Here is a 14,565-nt window from a genome sequence, read left to right as displayed (position 1 = left end):
ACGGGACTCCTGCGGGTGATGGGCGCGCCGCCTTGAGTGAAGGCAGGCAACGGGGAAGTTTAGAGGGTTTTGCGGGGCATGGCCGGCCGCGCGGCGGGACGCGAAGCGCGGTCAGCGCGCGGGCGCGGGCGCGGGCTCGACGCTCGCAAGAATGACGCTGATGTTGTCATGACCACCGAGCGCGTTGGCGCGCGCTATCAATTGCTCCGCTTGCCGGGCCAGCGGCTCGGGCGTGGCCAGCAGCGCTGCGATCTCGCCTGCGGTCAGCAGGTCGCTGAGGCCGTCGGAGCACAGCAGGATGCGGTCGCCGGCTTCGAGCATCTGCTCGTGCAGCGTGGGCCGCGCACATTCGGCGACCCCGAGCGCGCGCGTGACCAGATGGCCCAGGCCGGACTGCGCTGCGGCGTCGGCGCTGATCTGGCCGGCGTCTATCTGTTCCTGCAGCCAGGAATGATCGCTGGTGAGCTGCGTCAGCGTCTCGCCGCGCCACAGATAGGCGCGCGAGTCGCCGAGGTGGGCCAGGACCAGGCGGTCCTGCACGAATACCGCCGCGACCACGGTGGCCCCCATGCCCTGGCAATCGGCATGTTCGCGCGCATGCGCGCGCACGGATATGTTCGCGGCCTGCACGCAATGCTCGAGCGCGCGGCGCACCACTGCCATGCGCGGCGGCTGGCTTTTTTTCGCCGACTTGAGCGCGCTGTGCTGCAGCGACTGCGTGATGCACTGCACCGCGAGCGCGCTGGCGACTTCTCCGGCGCGATATCCGCCCATGCCGTCGGCAAGCACCGCCACGGACCAGACGGTGTCCACCTCGATATGCACGGCATCTTCGTTGTTCGGACGCACCATGCCCGGGTCGGTGCGCTGCGCAAATGCGTAGCGCCACTGCGGTCGTGGCGGAGAGGGGCGGCAAAAGCGCAGGAGCACAGGCAGATGGGTTGGAAGGGCCGGGGCGGACGCATCGGAGTGGTGCGAACCCGGCGATTGTCCCGGGGGAGGCAATGACCCTTTGACTTTTGGGGGCCCATGGTAGCGCGTGCCCATGAAAAAAGGATGGTGCCCTGCGCGCCATCACGGTGCGAAAAGCATCCATCCCTTGTCCTGCGGACTGCGCTGCAAGAGCGCGGCCCCAGGCGGCATCAAGCCTTGAAGATCAGATCAGGCCCTTGAGCAGACGCGCCATTTCCGACGGGTTGCGGGTGATCGTGAAGCCGCACTCTTCCATGATGGCGAGCTTGGCGTCGGCCGTGTCGGCACCACCGGAGATCAGCGCGCCGGCGTGGCCCATGCGCTTGCCCGGAGGGGCGGTGACACCGGCGATGAAGCCGACGATAGGCTTCTTCATATTGGCCTTGCACCACATGGCGGCTTCGGCTTCATCGGGTCCGCCGATTTCACCGATCATGATCACGGCGTCGGTGTCCGGATCGTCGTTGAAGGCCTTCATCACGTCGATGTGCTTGAGACCGTTGATCGGGTCGCCACCGATGCCGACAGCCGACGACTGGCCAATGCCCAGTTCGGTCAGTTGTGCCACGGCTTCATAGGTCAGCGTGCCGGAGCGCGAGACCACGCCGATGCGGCCCTTCTTGTGGATGTGACCGGGCATGATGCCGATCTTGATCTCGTCGGGCGTGATCAGACCGGGGCAGTTGGGGCCCAGCAGCAGGGTCTTCTTGCCGCCGGCAGCTTCCTTGGCCTTCATGCGGTTGCGCACTTCGAGCATGTCACGGACTGGAATGCCTTCGGTGATGCAGATTGCCAGGTCCAGGTCGGCTTCGACGGCTTCCCAGATCGCGGCAGCAGCGCCAGCGGGCGGCACGTAGATCACCGACACGGTTGCGCCGGTCTGGTGAGCGGCTTCCTTGACGGAACCGTAGATTGGGATGTTGAAGATCGACTCGCCGGCCTTCTTGGGGTTCACGCCCGCGACGAAGGCATTCTTGCCGTTCGCGTATTCCTGGCACTTTTCAGTGTGGAACTGGCCTGTCTTGCCGGTGATGCCCTGGGTGATGACTTTGGTGTCTTTGTTGATATAGATCGACATGTTGCTCTCTCCAGGGTCTATTACTTGACGGCTTCGACAATCTTGGTGGCAGCTTCAGCCATGGTGTCGGCCGAGATGATGGGCAGACCGGATTCGGCCAGCATCTTCTTGCCCAGCACTTCGTTCGTGCCCTTCATGCGAACCACCAGCGGCACTTGCAGGTTCACGGCCTTGCAAGCCGTGATCACGCCCGTGGCGATGGTGTCGCACTTCATGATGCCGCCGAAGATGTTGACCAGAATGCCTTCGACCTTGGGGTTCTTCAGCATGATCTTGAAGGCTTCGGTGACCTTCTCGGGAGTGGCGCCGCCGCCCACGTCCAGGAAGTTGGCCGGTTCGCCGCCGAACAGCTTGATGGTGTCCATGGTCGCCATGGCCAGGCCGGCGCCGTTGACCAGGCAGCCGATGTTGCCGTCGAGCGAGATGTAGGCCAGATCGAACTTCGAGGCTTCGACTTCGGCTGGATCTTCTTCGTCCAGGTCGCGGAAGGCAACGATTTCGGGGTGGCGGAACAGCGCGTTGGGGTCGAAGTTGAACTTCGCGTCCAGGGCGGTGATCGTGCCCTTGCCGTCGCGGTTCAGCGGGTTGATTTCAACCAGCGACGCGTCGGTGTCCATGTAGCACTTGTAGACCTTCTGGCACACGTCGATGAACGATGCCACCGAGTCCGCAGGCATGCCGATGCCCTTGGCGAGTTCTTCGCCATTGGCCTGGGTGAAACCTTGCAGGGGGTCGACCATCACGGTGATGATCTTCTCGGGAGTGGAGTGGGCCACTTCCTCGATGTCCATGCCGCCTTCGCTGGAGGCAATGAACGCCACCTTCTGCGTGGCACGGTCGGTCACTGCCGACAGATAGTATTCTTGCTGGATGTCGGCGCCGTCTTCGATGTACAGGCGGCGGACCTTCTGGCCTTCGGGGCCGGTCTGGTGCGTGACGAGCTGCATGCCGAGGATTTCGCCGGCGATGCGCTTGACGTCTTCAATGGTCTTTGCGACCTTGACGCCGCCGCCCTTGCCGCGGCCGCCCGCGTGGATCTGGGCCTTCACGACCCACACTGGGCCGCCAAGCTTTTGAGCCGCTTCGACGGCTTCTTGTACGGTGAATGCAGGAATGCCGCGCGGAACGGGCACGCCGAACGTACGCAAGATTTCCTTGCCTTGATATTCATGAATCTTCATGAGCTGTCTCTCTCTCAGGAATGGTGGTTTACCCGGTTGCCATAATGCTGTCTGGCCGCGGGCGTGGGACATGGCAATCCGGGAATGTATCATGCTGCGATGCACCATCCCTGGTGTAAAACTACTAACCCATATACTGGCTTTAGTGCTGCCCACGTAGTTCTAGGCCGGTAACGATTGCAGGAGTTTTCCATGTCCAAAGTCTTCATCGACGGCGAAGCCGGCACCACGGGTCTGCAGATCCGCGAAAGACTGCAGGCAATGCCCGGCGTAGAGCTGGTCAGCATTGCCCCCGAACTGCGCAAGGACCCGGCCGCCAAGCGTGCCCTGGTTGCCGGCGTGGACCTGGTGATCCTGTGCCTGCACGACGACGCCGCGCGCGAGACTGCGGCCATGGTCGATGCCATCGAGCAGGAGACCGGCCGCGTTATCAAGATCATCGATGCCTCCACGGCCCACCGCACGGCACCGGGCTGGGTCTATGGCTTTCCCGAGCTCTGCGATGGTCAGCTCGAATCCGTGAAGAAAGCGGCGCGCGTCTCCAACCCCGGCTGCTACGCGACCGGCGCAATCGCGCTGCTGCGTCCGCTGGTCGATGCCGGCCTGCTGCCCGCGGACGCCGGCGTGAGCCTGCCTTCGGTGTCGGGTTATTCGGGCGGTGGCCGTCCGATGATAGAAGCCTATGAGGCCGGCACGGCGGCGCCCTACGAAACCTATGCGCTGGGTCTGTCGCACAAGCATGTGCCCGAAATCATGCGCTACACCGGCCTCACGCGCCGTCCGCTGTTCATTCCCGCGGTGGGCAACTTCGCCCAGGGCATGCTGGTGCAGCTGCCCCTGCATCTCGACCTGCTGCCCGGCGCGCCCAAGGCCGCCGACCTGCATGATGCGCTGGCCAGCCATTACGCGCGCACCGCTACGCCCGAGCAATGGGTGTCGGTGCTGGCGCCCACGGACGACGGCAAGCTGGCCGCCGACACGCTGGCCAATACCAACAAGCTCGAACTGCGCGTGTTTGCCAACGAGCAATACCGCCAGGCCGTGCTGATCGCCCGCCTCGACAACCTGGGCAAGGGCGCGAGCGGCGCGGCGGTGCAGAACATGCAGCTCATGCTTGGAATCTGAGGAGTGCGCGGCCCCTAGGTCGCGCCAGGGGCCCGCTGCTTGGATTTACCTGAGGGCAGGCCGTTCATCCTTCGACCAGCTCAGGACGAACGGGGGACTGAACGATGACCGGCTCTGGGACTCGCCTCAGTCCGAGGCGTCTTCCGGCACCTGCCCCGCCACCACCTTGCGCACCACTTCGCCGGAAAAACCGCGGCTGGCGAGAAAACGCATCTGCTTGAGCTTGTCCTGCGGGGTTTCGGCCGGCGCGCCGAAGCGCTGGCGCCAGATCGTGCTGGCGCGCTGCCATTCGGTGGCGCGCAGTTCCTGCGTGGCGGCGCGCACGGTGTCGTCGTCCAGGCCCTTGCTGCGCATTTCCTGCACCACGCGCGCCGTGCCCAGTTTGCTGCCGCGGCGGTAGGCGACGGACTGCGCGACGCGTTCGGGATTGATGAAATTCTTGGCTTCGAGCTCGTCGAGCATGGCCGTGAGGTCGTCGCCTTCGGCGACATGGGCCGCGAGCTTGCGCTCGAGTTCGAGTCGGGAATGTTCGCGCTGGGCCAGCAGGCGCAGCGCGCGGCCCTTGAGGGAGAGAGTGGCAAAGCCCATGGTCTGAAAAGCCGCCGACCAGACCGCGGCATGCGGTCCGGTCGACGCGATGCTTACTCTTCAGCGGCCGCGGCCTTGTCGGCCTTGTCGGCCTTTTCCGCCTTTTCGGCCGCCTTGTCGGTCTTCGACGGCTTGCCTGCGGCCGGGGCGGGCACGGTGCCGGCGAGCAGCGAAATGCCCAGGCCTTCGCGCACGCGGTTCTCGATCTCGTGCGCCAGGTCGGGGTTCTCGCGCAGGAATTCACGCGCGTTGTCGCGGCCCTGGCCGATCTTCTCGCCACGGTAGGCGTACCAGGCACCCGACTTGTCGAGGATCTTGGCTTCCACGCCCATGTCGATGATTTCGCCTTCGCGCGAGATGCCTTCGCCGAACAGGATGTCGAACTCGGCGGTCTTGAACGGCGGGCTGACCTTGTTCTTCACCACCTTGACGCGGGTCTCGTTGCCGATCGCGTTGTCGCCCTTCTTGATGGTGCCGGTGCGGCGGATGTCCAGGCGCACGGAAGCGTAGAACTTGAGCGCATTGCCGCCGGTGGTGGTTTCGGGCGAGCCGAACATCACGCCGATCTTCATGCGGATCTGGTTGATGAAGATGACCATGCAATTGGTCTTCTTGATCGTTGCCGTGAGCTTGCGCAGCGCCTGGCTCATCAGCCGGGCCTGCAGGCCGGGCAGGGCGTCGCCCATTTCGCCTTCGATTTCGGCCTTGGGCGTGAGCGCCGCGACCGAGTCGATGACGATCAGGTCGACCGCGCCCGAACGCACCAGGCTGTCGACGATCTCGAGCGCCTGTTCGCCGGTGTCGGGCTGGCTGATCAGCAGGTCGGACAGTTGCACGCCCAGCTTCTGGGCGTACTGCACGTCGAGCGCATGTTCTGCGTCGACAAACGCACACTGGCCGCCGATCTTCTGCATCTCGGCAATGACCTGCAGCGTCAGCGTGGTCTTGCCCGAGGATTCCGGGCCGTAGATTTCAACCACGCGGCCGCGCGGCAGGCCGCCTACGCCCAGCGCGATGTCCAGGCCCAGCGAGCCGGTCGACACGACCTGGATGTCTTCGATGACTTCGCCTTCGCCCAGGCGCATGATGGTGCCCTTGCCGAACTGCTTCTCGATCTGCGCCAATGCGGCTTGCAGGGCCTTGGCCTTTTCGGTGTTGGCGGCGATGGCGGGGTTGGTGCCCTTGACAGTGGTGACGTCCATGAAAAACTCCTAGAAAGCAATGATTTTGGATAGCACCGACTGTCTGTTGTTACTGCCAGGCTGGATGCTTGAACAGTAGTTTATGGGCGTTGTACCAACGTGTATAGATGGTTTTTAGTCAGTTTGCCTGACAATAAAGCATGGCACTTTCTTCCCGTTCCACACCGCCACCGGTCCCGCATGCACCCCTGGCCCCCTATTCAGACGCCTGGCGCCAGACCCATCTGGGCCGGTTGCTGGGGCATTCGATGCGCCGCTTCGATGCGCGCGTGATGCAGCTCATGGCGCATGCGGTCGAAGTGCCGTTGGCGCTGTCCAACCTCGCGGCGCGCGACCAGGTCAGCGCCGCGCACATCCACATCACGCGCCATCTGTCGCTGGGCGGCGACCGCCTGACCGATCTGGCCGAGCGCGCGGGCATGACCAAGCAGGCCATGGCCGACCTGGTCGAGCAATGCCTGGCCTGGGGCCTGGTCACGCGCGCAGCGGATGCGCGCGACCGGCGCACGCGCTGGATACGCTTCACGCCCACGGGGCTGAGCTGGCTGCAGGCCTTCGAGGCGGCCGTGGCCCAGGCCGAGGCGGAGTTCCGCGCCGAGGTCGGCGACGATGTCGCGACCGTGGTCGCGCTCGGGCTCGAAGCCTATTCGGCCAGCAGCGGCAGACCCGCATAGCGCGAAAACCCCCTGGCGGCGCTTCATGCTCCACCCCTAGAATGGTTCAAAACGGTCGGCGGCCATGTTCCGCTGCGCTTATCTAGGGGAGACATCCGCATGCGCATTTTGATTGCAGAAGACGATCAGGTCTTTGCCGATGGCCTGCTGCGCAGCCTGCGCGGATCGGGCGCCGTGGTCAGCCATGTGGCCAGCGGCAGCGAGGCCGAATCGGTGCTGATGACCAGCAGCGAGTTCGACCTGCTGATCCTCGATCTGGGCCTGCCCAAGATGCATGGCCTCGAAGTGCTGCGCCGCCTGCGCGGGCGCGGCGACGGCCTGCCGGTGCTGATACTCACGGCGGCCGACAGCGTCGAGGAGCGCGTCAAGGGCCTGGATTTCGGCGCCGACGATTACATGGCCAAGCCGTTCAGCCTGCAGGAGCTCGAGGCGCGGGTGCGTGCGCTCACGCGCCGCGGCATGGGCGGTGCGAGCAGCACCATCAAGCACGGGCCGCTGGTCTATGACCAGTCGGGCCGCGTCGCGACCATAGACGGCAAGATGGTCGAGCTGTCGGCGCGCGAGTTGGGCCTGCTCGAAGTGCTGCTGCAGCGCGCGGGCCGCCTGGTCAGCAAGGATCAATTGGTCGAGCGCCTGTGCGAGTGGGGCGAGGAGCTGAGCAACAACGCGATCGAGGTCTATATCCACCGGCTGCGCAAGAAGATCGAGCATGGGCCGATACGTATCGCGACGGTGCGCGGGCTGGGGTATTGCCTGGAGAAAATACGGGATTGAATATGGGAAGTCCACGCCCTGAAACGCCCTTCGGTCCTTCGACGGGCTCAGGACTCAGGGCGAACGGCGGTGTCGCCGTTGGCGCTGAGCACGCAAGTCCCTTGCACCCATGAAAATCTTCCAGCGCGAGCAATATTCGCTGTTCGGCGGCATCCTCGACTGGATGCTCACGCCGCTGCTGCTGCTGTGGCCTGTGAGCCTGGCGCTGACCTGGCTGGTCGCTCAGGGCCTGGCCAACCAGCCCTATGACCGCGCGCTGGAATACGACGTGCGCGTGCTTGCCAAGCAGGTGCAGCAAGGCCAGACGAAGTTCAGCCTGGCGCAGGCGCTGAGCCACAACCTGCGCACCAGTGCCGCGGACAGCGTGCATTACCAGGTGCTGGACCCCCAGGGCCGGCTGGTCGCGGGCGAACCCGATCTGCCGCGGCCGCCGTGGACCGATGGCGAGCGGCGCTATGGCGAAGTCCAGCTCTACGACGCCGAGCTGCGCGGCGTCGACATGCGGCTCGCGGCGACCTGGGCGCCGATGGGGCGCGAAGGCCCGCTGGCGCTGGTGCAGGTGGCCGAAACCCGGGACCAGCGCAGCACCTTGGCGACCGAGATCATTCGCGGCGTGATGCTGCCGCAGTTCGTCGTCCTGCCGCTGGCGGTGATGCTCGTATGGATGGCGCTGGCGCGCGGCATCACGCCCTTGCACCGGCTCGAGGAGCGCATTCGCGCGCGCAAGCCCGATGACCTCTCGCCGCTCAATTTCCAGGACGTTCCGCTCGAAGTCGCGCCGCTGGTGAATGCCGTCGATGACCTGCTGTGCCGGCTCAACGAATCGCTGGCCACGCAAAAGCGCTTTCTGGCCGACGCCGCCCACCAACTCAAGACGCCGCTGGCGGGCCTGCGCATGCAGGCCGACCTGGCGCAGCGCGAAGGCACGAGCACGCAGGAGCTCAAGCGCTCGCTGCAGCAGATCGGCCGCGCAAGCATGCGCGCCAGCCATACCGTCAACCAGTTGCTGGCGCTGGCGCGCGTCGAAGGCACGGGCGCGGCGCTGATCAAGCAGCGCTGCGATCTCGCGCGGCTGGTGATCGACGTGGTGCGCGACTCGGTGCCGCGCGCGCTCGACAAGTGCGTGGATCTGGGCTACGACGGCGCCGAACCGGGCGCGCCGGGCGTCTGGATGGAAGGCAACCCCACGCTGCTGACCGAGCTGGTGCGCAACCTCGTGGACAACGCGATCAACTACACGCCGTCCACGCCCGAGCAGCCCGGCGTTGTCACGGTGCGGCTGTTGACCGACACGTTTGGCCGGGTGATATTGCTGCAGGTGGAAGACACCGGCCCGGGCGTGCCCGAGGCCGAGCGCGCGCTGGTGTTCCAGCCGTTCTACCGCGCGCTGGGCACGCAGGCCGACGGCTCGGGCCTGGGCCTGCCCATCGTGCAGGAGATCGCGCGCCAGCATGGCGCCCAGGTCTACCTCGAGCCGGCGCGTGCGCAAAGCCCGCCCGGGGCGCGCTTCAGCGTGCGTTTTCCGGCGCTGCCGGTGCAGCCTTCCTCGCGCTGAACCATCACGCTGCCGTGGGCGCGGCGGCCGCACGGCCTGCCTGGCTGGCGGCGATCATCGCCGCGCTCGACTGCGCGGCCGACTCCAGCAGCCAGTTGCGGAAGGTGCCCAGCGCGCCATGGTGCGAACGGCCTTCGGGATAGCAGAACCAGTAGCCGAGGTGACTGGCGTAGCCATGGCCGGGCAGGGGTTCGGTGACCAGGCCCGAGGCGATCTCGTCCTGCACCAGGCAGCGCGGCACCAGCGCCACGCCCATGCCCGCCATCACGGCGCGGATGATGCTCTGGAACTGGTCGAACTGCGGGCCGTCGAGCGCGCGCATGCCGGTCACGCCATGCGCCTGGCTCCACTGCGCCCAGGCATCGGGAATGGTCACATGGCGCAGCCGCGTGCAGTTGATGAGGTCTTCGGGAGAGCGCAGGCGCAGCGCGCCGGGACTGTTGTCGGGCGGCGCGATCAGCGCGACCTGCTGGCCGACCAGGTAGTGGGCGCGCGCGCCCGGCCAGTGGCCGTCGCCGAACAGGATGGAGCAGTCGAGCGTGGGGCTTTCGAAGTCATAGCTGTGGACATAGGGCACGAAATGCAGCGTGACCTGGGGCTCGCGCTGCTGGAACTGCGGCAGCCGCGGGATCAGCCACTTGGCACCAATGGTGGGCAGCACCGACAGGTAGAGCGCACCACGGCGGTCATCGCTGGTGATCAGCTCCAGCGTCGCGGCCTCGAGCTGGGACAGCAGCGCGCGCACGCTGCGTTCATAGCGTTCGCCCGCCGGGGTCAGCGTCAGGCGCTTGCGGCTGCGCTCGAACAAGGTCACGCCCACCCATTTTTCAAGCTCCTGGACCTGCTTGCTGACCGCGCTCTGCGTCAGGTGCAGCGCCTCGGCAGCGCGCGAAACCCCGCCAAAACGCACGACAGTGGAAAAAGCCCGCAACAGATGTACGGGAGGATTGAGGCGGCGCAAACTGGTCATGGATGTCGCTCACAGAGAATGGCTGAGGATGCTCATATAGCTTGAATGTATTCCAATTTGGAATAACAACAGGCACAGGTATTGCTTTGTCTATGCCACGAATTCCGTTAATCTTTCTTATCGAAAAGGAAAATACCACCATGCAACGTCGTCACTTTATTGCCTCCATCGCCGCTACAACTGTCGTTCCCGGAATGTCTTTTGCGCAGGACAATAGCCGGCCCCTGCGCATCGTGGTGCCTTTCCCTCCGGGCGGCTCCACCGACATGGTCGTGCGCAATCTGCAGGACGTGCTGGGCCGCATCCTGAACCAGCCCGTGGTCATCGAGAACCGCGCGGGTGCGGGCGGATCGATCGGCATGTCCGAAGTGGCGCGCGCCACCGACAACCTGACGCTGGGCGTGGCCACCTTGTCGACCCACGGCGTGAACCCCGCCGTGCTGACCAAGATGCCTTACGACGCGATGAAGGACTTCGTCGGCGTGACCGAAATGGTCAAGGCCCCGGGCGTGATCGTGATCAACCCCAAGACCCTGCCCGTCAAGGACATGGCCGAACTCGTCGCCTACCTCAAGGCCAATCCCGGCAAGGTCAGCTACGCGACCCCCGGCAACGGCACCATCGGTCACATGTGGGGCGAGCTGTTCAAGCGTGCCACCGGCACCGACATGCTGCACATTCCCTACCGCGGCGCGGGTCCGGCCATCAATGACGTGCTCGGCGGCCAGGTTCCCGTGTACTTCGACCAGGTGGCTTCGTCGCTGGCCCAGATCAAGTCCGGCAAGGTGCGCGCCATCGCCGTGAGCTGGCCCGAGCGCCTGGACGTGCTGCCCGAAGTCCCCACCTACGCCGAACTGGGCTACAAGGACATCAACGATCCTTCGTGGTTCGGTCTGGTCGCGCCCAAGTCCATGCCCGCAGCCCAGGTCGCACGCATCCAGAAGGCCGTTGCCGCCGCGCTCAAGGAAGACGTGGTCAAACAGCGCATGGCTGCCCAGGGTCTGTACCCCACGGGCACGACTACGGCCGCTTTCTCCAAGCAGATCGAAACCGAGATCGCCAAGATGAAGCAGGTCGCGGCCTACGCAAAGATTCAGTTGGATTAACACCCCCTGAGCGGCTCACGCCGGATGGCCGGCCCCCGCTCCCCCCTCTCAACCTTCGGTGGAGGGGGACGACACCATCGCTGCGGGGCGGCCCTTGCTCGGTGTCCCTTTGCCGGGACACGCCAGTATCAAACGCTGTGACGGGCCTTCTGCAGTTGACGCCGTTTTCCTTCGACATTTTGTAGAGGAACGGCACCCTCACCTTTCGTCTGCCTATGCATCCCGTCTTGCAATTGATCAGCCAACGTTTCCAGCATGCCCAGCCCGGAGTTTCGGGCGTGGCCCATGCTCCCGCTCCGGCCCAGATGGTGACCAGCGTTCCCGGCACCAGTGCCGTGGTGCTGGACTCGCCGCACAGCGGCACCTGGTATCCCGACGACTTCGGCTCGTGCCTGCCGCTGGCCACGCTGCGCCAGGCCGAAGACACGCATGTCGAAAAGATCTATGCGTTTGCGCCTTCACTGGGCGTGAGCTGGGTCGAGGCCCACTTCCCGCGCATCTACCTCGACGCCAACCGTGACACCACGGAAATCGACACCGGCATGATTGCCGGCGACTGGCCCTTGCCCGTCACCGAAGACCAGGTGGTGCTGCAGAAGGTCCGGCTGGGCAAGGGCCTGATCTGGAAATTCACCGATGCGGGCGTGCCCATTTATGAGCGTGCACTGTCGGTCGATGAATTGCTGGCGCGCATCGAGCGCTGCTGGAAGCCCTACCACGCGGCCGTGGCCAAGGCCATAGACGCCGCCCATGCGCGCCATGGCTACAGCATCCACATCAACTGCCATTCGATGCCTGCGGTCGCGGCCAGCCATGCGACGCTGCATCCCGGTCTGGTGCATGCGGACTTCGTGATCGGCGACCGCGATGGCACCACGGCCGACCCGCGGCTGTCGCAGCGCATCTGCGATTTCCTGCGCGCGCGCGGCTACAGCGTCGATTACAACCACCCCTACAAGGGCGTGGAGCTGGTGCGCCGCTACGGCAACCCCGCCGACAACCGCCACAGCATCCAGATCGAGATCAACCGCAAGATCTACATGGACGAGCAGACGCTGGAACTCGACCAGGCCGGCTACCTGCGCCTGACCAAGGATTTGCAGGCCCTGGTCGAAGATCTGATGGCGCTGGATCCGCGCGCCTGATCAAACCGTCGCGCCCATGAAAAAGCCCGGCGACGCCGGGCTGTTTTCGTCTGCGGTACCGATCAGGACGCGCAGGCGCGCAGCGGCTTGCCGCCGAACGCCGGCAGCGCCTCAAGCTGCGCGCGCAGCGCGGACGTGGCCGCTGGCAGGCGCAGCACGAAGCCATGCTTGTCGGGGCGCTCCTGCACCACGCGCGCGCTGCGCACGCCCTGGCGCACCAGCTGGGTCAGTTCGCGCGTCGCGGCTTCCTCGCTAGAGAAACGGCCCAGCGACAGTCCGGGCTCCAGCGCTCCGCCCGCACGGTCATGGTCGAGCTTGCGCGCCACGAGCTCGGCGCGCTTCTTCTCGAGCGCCTGGTTGTCGGCGAACTTGCCCATGTAGACCATCCAGCGGCCGGGCTGGGTGAAGGCATCGAGCTTCCAGCTGCCTTCGGGAAATTGCAGCACCAGCGCGCGGCGCAGCGTGTCCGAGGCGTCATCGTCAAAAATGCCGGCCTGCAGGCATTGGGCCGGCCCTTCCTGCGCTGGCGGCGCCTCGGCGGGCGCTGGCGCGGTTGCGGCCACCGCGGGAACGCCCGCCGCGGGAACGCCTGCCGCAGGAACGCCTGCCGCAGCCGCGGGCGGCTTGAGCTGCAGCGTTTCGGGGCGCAGTTGCTGCTGCAGCCGTTCGGGTTCGTTGTGCTGCTGAGGCGCCCAGCCCAGACTGGTCAGCGCGCCCTGACTCCAGGCGAAATAGCCGGCATTGGCCAGCAGCAGGATGAACAGGGCAATGCGCAGCATGGCGGGCTTTCTCTCAGGAAAGGGGCGCGGGCCGGGGGCGCACGCTGATGTCCGAACTGGTCACGGCGCGCAGGCCTTCGGCCGTCTGCACCAGCAGCGCTCCGTCCGGGCCCACGCCCTGGGCCAGGCCGCTGTGGCCATCGCTCAGGTTCACTTCGCGCTGCAGCAGCAGATCGCGTTCGGCGAACTGCGCGCGCACGGGTGCGAAGCCATGCCGGGCGAATGCCTGCAAGGCACGCACCAGCGGCGGCACGATACGGGCCAGCGCCGTGGGCGCGTCGAGCGCGGCGTCGACTTCGCGCAGGCTCGCGGGCGTGGTCGACAGGCCTTGGCTGTCGGGCGCGCGCACGTTCAGACCGACGCCGATCACCACATAGCGGTCGGGGCCCGAGAGGCCGATTCCGCTCGCGGTTTCGATCAGGATGCCACCGAGCTTGCGATCGCCTTCGAGCCAAAGGTCGTTGGGCCATTTGAGGCCCAGGCGCAGCCGGTCCTCGCCCGCGGCGGGCAGTTGCGGCTGCAGGCTCTGCGCCAGGCTCACGCCCACGGCCAGCGACAGGCCGGACCATTCGGCCGGTGCCATCGGCAGGCCCAGCGAAAACGTCAGCGAATCACCGATCTGGCTGACCCATTGGCGGCCCAGCCGGCCGCGGCCCGCGGTCTGCTGCTCGGTGACCAGCAGGATGGGTTCGCAGCGGCCGGCGCGCGCACGGCGCATCAGTTCGGTATTGGTCGAATCGACTTCGGGCAGGATCTCGACGCTAAAGCCTTCGAGCAGCGGGCTCACGGCCTGCCAGAGGGCCTCGGCGGGCCAGCGTATGGGGTTGGCAGGCAGGCTCATGCAGCGCGCTCCTGTGCGTCCCCGGGCATGGGCGGGCGCCAGCCGCGCTTGGGCGCGAGCAGCGTGCCGCGGCAGTTGGCCGCGCCGCAGTAGCAGGGGTACTCGGCCTTGAGCTTGGCCGTGTAGCGTTCCTCGAGCATCAGGCCGTAGTCGTAGTTGAGCTCCTCGCCCGCGGCGATGTTGCGCAGCGCGGTGATGAAGATCCGGCCGTCACGCTCGTCGGTATAGCAGTTGGGGTTGCAGCTGTGGTTGATCCAGCGCGAGGAATTGCCGCCGAAGTTGGCATCGATCACGCGGTCCTCGTCGACATGGAAGTAGAACGTGTGGTTGGGCTGCAGCGGGTCGTGCGGGTGGCGATCCTGGGCCTGCTGCCAGGAAATGATTTCACCCGTGTATTCAATGAGGACTTCACCCTCGGCAATATCCTGCACGGCAAAGACCCCCTTGCCGTGGACACCGGAGCGCCGCGTCTGGATGCGGCGGCTGGCGGAAGAGGTGGGCTGGGTGCGGGGCATTGGAATCTCTGATACTTTGAATATGCACACATGCGCGTGCGCGTGCACGCGTAGGAATGG

Annotated in this window: 15 protein-coding genes; 6 read left to right on the top strand and 9 right to left on the bottom strand. The window is 65.8% G+C overall.

Features of this window, described 5'->3' with window-relative positions; all coding sequences use genetic code 11:
* Nucleotides 1-111 precede the first annotated feature (111 nt).
* The 3 genes from ACSVDO_RS20390 to sucC form a co-directional block, all read right to left on the bottom strand.
* Entirely contained in the window at nucleotides 112-852 is a 741-nt protein-coding gene (locus tag ACSVDO_RS20390; protein WP_489594307.1) for a PP2C family protein-serine/threonine phosphatase, read from the bottom strand.
* Nucleotides 853-1,156: 304 nt separating this feature from the next.
* Complete coding sequence (sucD, locus tag ACSVDO_RS20385; protein ID WP_332549806.1) at nucleotides 1,157-2,050, bottom strand: succinate--CoA ligase subunit alpha; 894 nt, start codon at nucleotides 2,048-2,050, stop codon at nucleotides 1,157-1,159.
* A gap of 20 nt (nucleotides 2,051-2,070) precedes the next feature.
* On the bottom strand, nucleotides 2,071-3,231 hold the full coding sequence (gene sucC / locus ACSVDO_RS20380) for an ADP-forming succinate--CoA ligase subunit beta (RefSeq protein WP_332549807.1): 1,161 nt from the start codon (nucleotides 3,229-3,231) through the stop codon (nucleotides 2,071-2,073).
* Nucleotides 3,232-3,423: 192 nt separating this feature from the next.
* On the opposite strand from sucC, the gene argC reads away from it, so the two are divergent.
* On the top strand, nucleotides 3,424-4,356 hold the full coding sequence (argC, locus tag ACSVDO_RS20375; RefSeq protein ID WP_489594304.1) for an N-acetyl-gamma-glutamyl-phosphate reductase: 933 nt from the start codon (nucleotides 3,424-3,426) through the stop codon (nucleotides 4,354-4,356).
* 126 nt (nucleotides 4,357-4,482) lie between these two features.
* Here the strand turns inward: argC and recX are convergent, their stop codons facing one another.
* The gene (gene recX / locus ACSVDO_RS20370) at nucleotides 4,483-4,944 is read right to left on the bottom strand and encodes a recombination regulator RecX (RefSeq protein ID WP_489594302.1); all 462 of its coding nucleotides are present in this window, start codon (nucleotides 4,942-4,944) and stop codon (nucleotides 4,483-4,485) included.
* 53 nt (nucleotides 4,945-4,997) lie between these two features.
* A complete protein-coding gene (recA, locus tag ACSVDO_RS20365) occupies nucleotides 4,998-6,146 on the bottom strand; it encodes a recombinase RecA (protein WP_489594301.1) in 1,149 nt (382 codons plus the stop codon).
* A gap of 140 nt (nucleotides 6,147-6,286) precedes the next feature.
* On the opposite strand from recA, the gene ACSVDO_RS20360 reads away from it, so the two are divergent.
* From ACSVDO_RS20360 to ACSVDO_RS20350, 3 genes are all read left to right on the top strand, one after another.
* The gene (locus tag ACSVDO_RS20360; RefSeq protein ID WP_332538202.1) at nucleotides 6,287-6,820 is read left to right on the top strand and encodes a MarR family winged helix-turn-helix transcriptional regulator; all 534 of its coding nucleotides are present in this window, start codon (nucleotides 6,287-6,289) and stop codon (nucleotides 6,818-6,820) included.
* A 99-nt stretch (nucleotides 6,821-6,919) separates the two neighbouring features.
* On the top strand, nucleotides 6,920-7,594 hold the full coding sequence (locus tag ACSVDO_RS20355) for a response regulator (protein ID WP_159915342.1): 675 nt from the start codon (nucleotides 6,920-6,922) through the stop codon (nucleotides 7,592-7,594).
* Between the two features lie 109 nt (nucleotides 7,595-7,703).
* Nucleotides 7,704-9,149 (top strand): sensor histidine kinase, encoded by a 1,446-nt coding sequence (locus ACSVDO_RS20350; protein ID WP_332538203.1) that lies wholly within the window; start codon nucleotides 7,704-7,706, stop codon nucleotides 9,147-9,149.
* 4 nt (nucleotides 9,150-9,153) lie between these two features.
* Here the strand turns inward: ACSVDO_RS20350 and ACSVDO_RS20345 are convergent, their stop codons facing one another.
* The gene (locus tag ACSVDO_RS20345; protein WP_332548735.1) at nucleotides 9,154-10,119 is read right to left on the bottom strand and encodes a LysR substrate-binding domain-containing protein; all 966 of its coding nucleotides are present in this window, start codon (nucleotides 10,117-10,119) and stop codon (nucleotides 9,154-9,156) included.
* A gap of 140 nt (nucleotides 10,120-10,259) precedes the next feature.
* Between ACSVDO_RS20345 and ACSVDO_RS20340 the strand changes: the two genes are divergently transcribed.
* Nucleotides 10,260-11,225 carry a Bug family tripartite tricarboxylate transporter substrate binding protein gene (locus ACSVDO_RS20340; protein ID WP_489594298.1) on the top strand — a complete coding sequence of 322 codons (966 nt, stop codon included), beginning with the start codon at nucleotides 10,260-10,262 and terminating at the stop codon, nucleotides 11,223-11,225.
* A 215-nt stretch (nucleotides 11,226-11,440) separates the two neighbouring features.
* Nucleotides 11,441-12,370 (top strand): N-formylglutamate amidohydrolase, encoded by a 930-nt coding sequence (locus tag ACSVDO_RS20335; RefSeq protein ID WP_489594297.1) that lies wholly within the window; start codon nucleotides 11,441-11,443, stop codon nucleotides 12,368-12,370.
* Nucleotides 12,371-12,432: 62 nt separating this feature from the next.
* Here ACSVDO_RS20335 and ACSVDO_RS20330 read toward each other — a convergent pair whose 3' ends face one another.
* From ACSVDO_RS20330 to ACSVDO_RS20320, 3 genes are read right to left on the bottom strand one after another with little or no spacing between them, the layout of a single operon-like run.
* Nucleotides 12,433-13,149, bottom strand: a complete 717-nt coding sequence (locus ACSVDO_RS20330) for an SPOR domain-containing protein (protein ID WP_489594295.1) — start codon at nucleotides 13,147-13,149, stop codon at nucleotides 12,433-12,435.
* Between the two features lie 13 nt (nucleotides 13,150-13,162).
* Nucleotides 13,163-13,990, bottom strand: coding sequence for a biotin--[acetyl-CoA-carboxylase] ligase (locus tag ACSVDO_RS20325; RefSeq protein WP_332538211.1), 828 nt, complete (start codon nucleotides 13,988-13,990; stop codon nucleotides 13,163-13,165).
* The gene (locus ACSVDO_RS20320) at nucleotides 13,987-14,505 is read right to left on the bottom strand and encodes an SET domain-containing protein (RefSeq protein WP_442881508.1); all 519 of its coding nucleotides are present in this window, start codon (nucleotides 14,503-14,505) and stop codon (nucleotides 13,987-13,989) included. Before ACSVDO_RS20320 ends, ACSVDO_RS20325 begins: the two co-directional genes overlap by 4 nt.
* Nucleotides 14,506-14,565 lie beyond the last annotated feature (60 nt).

The organism is Comamonas sp. DB36, from assembly GCF_057914905.1.
The sequence above is the reverse complement of the archived record's forward strand: the minus strand, read 5'-3'. Positions and strand labels throughout refer to the sequence as shown.

Bases quoted from the DNA above. Each gene is read 5' to 3' on its own strand.
- ACSVDO_RS20320 (WP_442881508.1), bottom strand. From the start codon at position 14,505: ATGCCCCGCACCCAGCCCACCTCTTCCGCCAGCCGCCGCATCCAGACG.
- ACSVDO_RS20390 (WP_489594307.1), bottom strand. From the start codon at position 852: ATGGTGCGTCCGAACAACGAAGATGCCGTGCATATCGAGGTGGACACC.
- ACSVDO_RS20325 (WP_332538211.1), bottom strand. From the start codon at position 13,990: ATGAGCCTGCCTGCCAACCCCATACGCTGGCCCGCCGAGGCCCTCTGG.
- ACSVDO_RS20350 (WP_332538203.1), top strand. From the start codon at position 7,704: ATGAAAATCTTCCAGCGCGAGCAATATTCGCTGTTCGGCGGCATCCTC.
- recA (WP_489594301.1), bottom strand. From the start codon at position 6,146: ATGGACGTCACCACTGTCAAGGGCACCAACCCCGCCATCGCCGCCAAC.
- ACSVDO_RS20345 (WP_332548735.1), bottom strand. From the start codon at position 10,119: ATGACCAGTTTGCGCCGCCTCAATCCTCCCGTACATCTGTTGCGGGCT.
- sucD (WP_332549806.1), bottom strand. From the start codon at position 2,050: ATGTCGATCTATATCAACAAAGACACCAAAGTCATCACCCAGGGCATC.
- ACSVDO_RS20330 (WP_489594295.1), bottom strand. From the start codon at position 13,149: ATGCTGCGCATTGCCCTGTTCATCCTGCTGCTGGCCAATGCCGGCTAT.
- ACSVDO_RS20355 (WP_159915342.1), top strand. From the start codon at position 6,920: ATGCGCATTTTGATTGCAGAAGACGATCAGGTCTTTGCCGATGGCCTG.
- recX (WP_489594302.1), bottom strand. From the start codon at position 4,944: ATGGGCTTTGCCACTCTCTCCCTCAAGGGCCGCGCGCTGCGCCTGCTG.
- ACSVDO_RS20360 (WP_332538202.1), top strand. From the start codon at position 6,287: ATGGCACTTTCTTCCCGTTCCACACCGCCACCGGTCCCGCATGCACCC.
- ACSVDO_RS20340 (WP_489594298.1), top strand. From the start codon at position 10,260: ATGCAACGTCGTCACTTTATTGCCTCCATCGCCGCTACAACTGTCGTT.
- ACSVDO_RS20335 (WP_489594297.1), top strand. From the start codon at position 11,441: ATGCATCCCGTCTTGCAATTGATCAGCCAACGTTTCCAGCATGCCCAG.
- sucC (WP_332549807.1), bottom strand. From the start codon at position 3,231: ATGAAGATTCATGAATATCAAGGCAAGGAAATCTTGCGTACGTTCGGC.
- argC (WP_489594304.1), top strand. From the start codon at position 3,424: ATGTCCAAAGTCTTCATCGACGGCGAAGCCGGCACCACGGGTCTGCAG.